5 protein-coding genes are annotated in these 4,895 nt (G+C 35.0%); all 5 read left to right on the plus strand.

Annotated elements, in window-relative coordinates:
* Nucleotides 1–71: 71 nt before the first annotated feature.
* The 5 genes from CHX27_RS00810 (at nucleotide 72) to dcm (ending at nucleotide 4,658) form a co-directional block, all read left to right on the plus strand.
* Complete coding sequence (locus CHX27_RS00810; protein WP_094484884.1) at nucleotides 72–443, plus strand: exodeoxyribonuclease X C-terminal domain-containing protein; 372 nt, start codon at nucleotides 72–74, stop codon at nucleotides 441–443.
* A gap of 409 nt (nucleotides 444–852) precedes the next feature.
* A complete protein-coding gene (locus CHX27_RS00815; RefSeq protein ID WP_094484885.1) occupies nucleotides 853–1,191 on the plus strand; it encodes a helix-turn-helix domain-containing protein in 339 nt (112 codons plus the stop codon).
* On the plus strand, nucleotides 1,181–2,218 hold the full coding sequence (locus tag CHX27_RS00820; protein ID WP_094484886.1) for a DNA cytosine methyltransferase: 1,038 nt from the start codon (nucleotides 1,181–1,183) through the stop codon (nucleotides 2,216–2,218). The genes CHX27_RS00815 and CHX27_RS00820 overlap by 11 nt, the downstream gene beginning before the upstream one ends.
* Nucleotides 2,219–2,223: 5 nt before the next feature.
* Nucleotides 2,224–3,654, plus strand: coding sequence for a protein NO VEIN domain-containing protein (locus tag CHX27_RS00825; RefSeq protein ID WP_243388927.1), 1,431 nt, complete (start codon nucleotides 2,224–2,226; stop codon nucleotides 3,652–3,654).
* Nucleotides 3,624–4,658, plus strand: coding sequence for a DNA cytosine methyltransferase (dcm, locus tag CHX27_RS00830; RefSeq protein WP_094484888.1), 1,035 nt, complete (start codon nucleotides 3,624–3,626; stop codon nucleotides 4,656–4,658). Before CHX27_RS00825 ends, dcm begins: the two co-directional genes overlap by 31 nt.
* The last annotated feature ends 237 nt before the right edge of the window (nucleotides 4,659–4,895 follow it).

The raw sequence follows: 4,895 nt of genomic DNA on the forward strand, positions 1-4,895 counted from the left end.
TTGTTCAATTTATTTTACTTCAAATAATTTCACCCAACGGGTTTATTTAATAACTACATAAATCTAAAAACATGAGGTTTTATACATTAGATACAGAATTTACTTTCGGAAAATATGAAGGTAAAACCATGAAAGAAATTCTTGAAATCCAGCCTACCTATCTTGACTGGTGTGCAATTAATCTTGACCACTTTTATATTTCAGACGAGATAATTGCAGAAATTAAAGTAATTAAACCCGACTTCACAATTACCGAAGAAGGAAAACAAAAACTTGCTGACAAATATTCAACTTGGGAAAACGAACAGCAGGGAGATGATTATGATGACTATGATGATTATAGTCCAAGCTACGAAAAATATGGCGGAGCTTATGGTTACGATGATGATACAATAGACAATGCTTTTGAAGGCGACCCAGAAAACTATTGGAATATTGACTGACAAACAAGAAGAGCGAACCGCTAACAGCGTGTTGCCTCAATTGGCGGTGACGTGCAAAATTGAAGCTGAGTGTCCCTATCAAACTTTTGTGCTGGGTGACAGTGAAGTGCTCCGAAATCGCCAACTGCGGCAACACGCAAAACGTTACCAGCAACCCTAAAAGACGACACAACCGACAGCAAACGAACAGAAAAACGACTGACAAAAAGCCAACGCTTCGCAAAATAAAAAGAGCTGCAAGCCAACGCACAAGCCGACACAAATTGCAGCACATTTTATTTTGCCCAACCGGACCCAAGCCCACCCACCACCCAAAATAAATTCTACAAAAAATATTGACATAAGGATTGTACATCCGAAAACAATTTTTAATTTTGTCAAATATTGACAAGTTTAATTTTGCAAGTATATGAAAGCAACTTTTGGCGAATACATCAAAAAACTAAGGACAGACAATGGTTTGACCTTAACACAACTTGCATTTCAGCTTGACTTGGACTCTGCAAATCTTAGTAAAATAGAAAACGGAAAAAGAGAGTTTGATGAAAAGCGTTTATCAAAACTAGCTGTAGCATTTAGTCTTGACTTAGACAAATTAAAGATTGAATATTTCGGAGACCAATTTGCTAAAAAAATGTACGAGTATAATTGCCCTTCTGAAACATTAGTGGTTGCCGAAGAAAAAGTTAATTACTTAAAAACAATAAACACAAAACAAGGAATAATAAAGTTTGAAAATGAAAAGTAAACCGACTGTAATAGACTTGTTTTGTGGCTGTGGTGGACTTTCATACGGGTTCATAGAGGCAGGCTTTGAAGTGCTTTTGGGAATTGACCATTGGAAAGATGCAATTTCAACTTTTGAAAGTACACATAAAAACGCTAAAGGAATTGTTGCAAATTTATTCACTGAAACACCCAAAGACATTTCAAAACTCACAGGCATTAAAGATATTGATGTAATAATTGGTGGTCCACCTTGTCAAGGTTTTTCCATTGCAGGAAAAAGAATAATTGATGATGAACGTAACCAACTTTATAAATCATTTGTGAGTTTCGTTAAATACTATCAGCCTAAAGTCTTCCTAATGGAAAATGTGCCTAACATTGTTTCAATGGGGAAAGGAATTGTAAAAGATAGTATCATTAAAGACTTTGAAAAACTTGGTTATACCGTAGTCTATAAAGTTCTATTGGCTTCCGATTATGGTGTTCCACAAAACAGAAGACGAGCTTTTTTTGTTGGCACAAAAAACAACAAAGAATTTGTTTTTCCCGAACCAACAACCGAAAATCCAATAAGTGCAAAAGAAGCAATTTCAGATTTATCGGAAAATTCAGTAAAAGACGGAAGTAAATATAAAACAGAACCAAAATCAGAATATCAAAAATTAATCAGAGGAAAATCAGACGGTATTTACAATCACGAAATCACCATTCACAGCGAGCAAACAACAAGTATAATTTCGTTAGTTCCCGATGGTGGAAATTATAAGGATTTGCCGGAAGAATTACGAAAAACTAGAAATGTAAATATTGCTTGGACTAGATTAAATAGTAAAAAACCGAGTTTTACAATTGACACGGGACACAGACACCATTTTCATTATAAATATAATCGTGTGCCTACTGTCAGGGAAAGTGCGAGAATACAGTCATTTCCCGACACCTTTATTTTTTTAGGTAGCAAGACGAGCCAGTACAAACAAGTTGGTAATGCCGTTCCGCCAATTTTGGCAGAGGTATTGGCAAAAGAAATTAAGAAATATATATGAGTGTAATGAAAACATACAGAATACCTGACGAATATTTTTTTCGTTTACATCACGTTAGACCACGTTTTAAAAATGACGTGGAAGAAGTTTTATTGTATGTAGCAACTTCTATTTCTGAAATGACTGTATTGCCAGAAAAAGAGTTCAATAACGAACTTAATAAAGTCCTTTTTGGATTTAAGAAAAATGCTACTTCCACCCAAAAAACAATTGATAATTGGAGAACTGAAATTTCAGCTTTATTTGGTTTTATTCAAGAAACAAACGGTTTTTTACAACCAAGTTTAATGGCTAAAAGACTAGCCAATAATCAATATTTGGACGAGTTTTTTAACTATTTCTTATTCTCATTTCAATATCCTGGTGGTCATATAGTAAACTATAATGTAATCAAACAAATTGAAGCAGGTGTAAGATTTAAACCCTGTCAATTCATTCTTAATTTACTTATTGAGGGAGAAAAATTAACAGGAAAACCATTTAGCATAACAGCCGAAGAACTTACGCAATGTGCTTATTTCGACCTAAGAGTTACAACAGGAAAAAGACAAGCAAAGGAAGTTGCAAAACTCATTCTAAAAAACAGAACGGACAAAGTAGAATACGAATATGACTACGAAGCATTAAAAAACGAACGAACAGGTGAATTTCCGTCAAAAGGTGACACCAACCGTTATGCAGGAGATATTTTGGATTATATGGTTTTAGCCAACCTTTTGCAACACAAGGGAACGGGTTACTATTATTATCTGAATGTCGAGAATAAAGAAGCTATCAATTTCCATTTACAAAATGATGTTTGGTTTGACGAATACGATAAATTCTACAATGCAGACAGCATTACAAATCCCGAAATCGGTGCATTAGAAGAAGTTTGGTTTGATTATGTGAATAGCTTTGACAACATCGAAGCATTTGCTCCGCATTTAGAAGAACAAGAAGTTGAAAATATCTCCGCACTTATTCAAGAGTATTACTCTCGAATGAAAGAGGACAGAAAAGTACCTACAAAAATATTCGGAGATTATGGAGAAACTCTAATCCTAGCTCACGAATATTTGAGAACAAAAGATGGCTCAAATCGTCAGCACTTAATCAACAAAATTCCAACTCCGCTTGGAGTTGGTTACGACTTACAAAGTATCGAAATACCTAAAAACAAACGATATATCGAAGTAAAGACGACCAAATCAAGAAAAGCACTTAACAATAATCGTTTCAAACTTACGCCAAACGAATGGGATACAGCCGAAACGCTGGGCGATAATTATTTTGTGTATTACTTAGTGATAAATGATGAAGGTAAAAACATCTTCATTATTCAAAATCCCATCAAACAGTTCAATTCAGGTAATTTAAAAGTAGATAAAAATTTAGTTGTTGAATTTTCTAACAAATCAGGACAATGGCAGAAACTTTTAGAAATAGCAAATTAAGAGTTGCTTCGCTTTTTTGCGGCTGCGGAGGAATGGACTTAGGTATTCAAGGTGGCTTTAACTTCCTTGGAAAGACTTATGAAACATTACCATTTGAAGTTGTATATGCTGTTGATAATGATACATATGCAACAAAAATTTACAACGATAATTTTTCACATAAATGCGAAGTAAAAGACGTAAGAGATATTGAACCAAGCAAAGTTCCAGACCACGACATTTTATTGGGCGGTTTTCCTTGTCAATCATTTTCAATTAGTGCACAAAACCCACCTCGTTTGGGCTACAAAGACGACAGAGGAAAATTGTTTTTTGAAATGGTGAAAGTATTAAAAGAGAAACAGCCCCGTTTTTTTATAGGTGAGAATGTAAAAGGATTGCTTTCAGCAAACAAAGGAAAAGCATTTCCAATGATTGTAAAAGAATTTGAAAAAGCAGGCTATCACATACATTTCAAACTTTTAAATGCTTCTGAATTTGGTGTTCCTCAGAAACGTGAACGTGTCTTTATTGTTGGTTTCAGAGACTTTGACGATTATTTTAATTTCAAATTTCCTCAACCTAATACTTTGAATGGTTCAAAAGTCAAACTAAAACAAGTAATAGATAAAAATGCGGACAAAGATGATAAGTGGTTTTTTAGCCAGAAAGCCGTTGATGGAATGTTAAGAGTTAGAGATAAAATGAATAAAGGAAGAGTACAGGATTTAGAGCAACCTTGTAATACAATAAGTTCTCATTTAGCAAAAGTAAGCCTAAACGGTACAGACCCTGTTTTAATGATTGGTGAGCGTTACAGACGATTTACACCAAGAGAAGCCGCAAATATTCAATCTTTTCCAACAACATTTAAGCTAGAAAGCGTTTCTGAAAACAGACAGTATAGAGCTATCGGTAATGCAGTTCCACCTGTACTAATGTGGAATGTTGCTAACGCCTTGACGCATTGTTGTACTATGGAGAAATTAAAAAATTTAGAGACAAAAGAATATTCAGAAGCCTAAGCATTTGGTGGCACATTTGCAAAACCGCTCAAGCCCACGCTAAAGCCAAGTTTTGCAAAAGAGCCACTAAGCCAACGCACCAAGACAAACACGAAATGACAACGAAAAAACACGAAAGACAAGAAGGGCAGCTGGTAACAGCGGTTTGGCGTAATGGCGGGTTCAGTGATTCGTATGACAGTTTTGTGGTAAGTTCAAGTGCAGTTCTTCGATTGAACTTTTGTGCTAAAAATCCGC

This window comes from Flavobacterium aurantiibacter, assembly GCF_002251775.1.
In the GTDB taxonomy this organism is placed as follows: Bacteria; Bacteroidota; Bacteroidia; order Flavobacteriales; family Flavobacteriaceae; genus Flavobacterium; species Flavobacterium aurantiibacter.